The 201-nt window shown below is 30.3% G+C and carries 1 protein-coding gene; it reads right to left on the bottom strand.

Features of this window, described 5'->3' with window-relative positions; translation table 11 throughout:
- Positions 1 to 16: 16 nt before the first annotated feature.
- On the bottom strand, positions 17 to 201 hold a 185-nt coding region (locus K5R64_RS06865; protein WP_220762118.1), incomplete at its 5' end, for a transposase.

Raw genomic sequence — 201 nt, forward strand, 5'->3', positions numbered from 1 at the left:
GTTCAAAAGTTGGGGATTAGGCAAAAAGATTGGATAATCTAAACAGGAAAAAATCAATTTTTCTAACACCTCTAAATTGCGCTCTAAAAGCTTTAATTTTTGCATTGAAAGACTCCGCTGAAGCATTTGTACTTCTATTATCAAAGTAGTTTAGTATTGATTGGTAATTAATCTTTATTGTATTGAGGACAATGTTGAAGT

Source organism: Flavobacterium sp. UMI-01 (assembly GCF_019656315.1).
In the GTDB taxonomy this organism is placed as follows: domain Bacteria; phylum Bacteroidota; class Bacteroidia; order Flavobacteriales; family Flavobacteriaceae; genus Flavobacterium.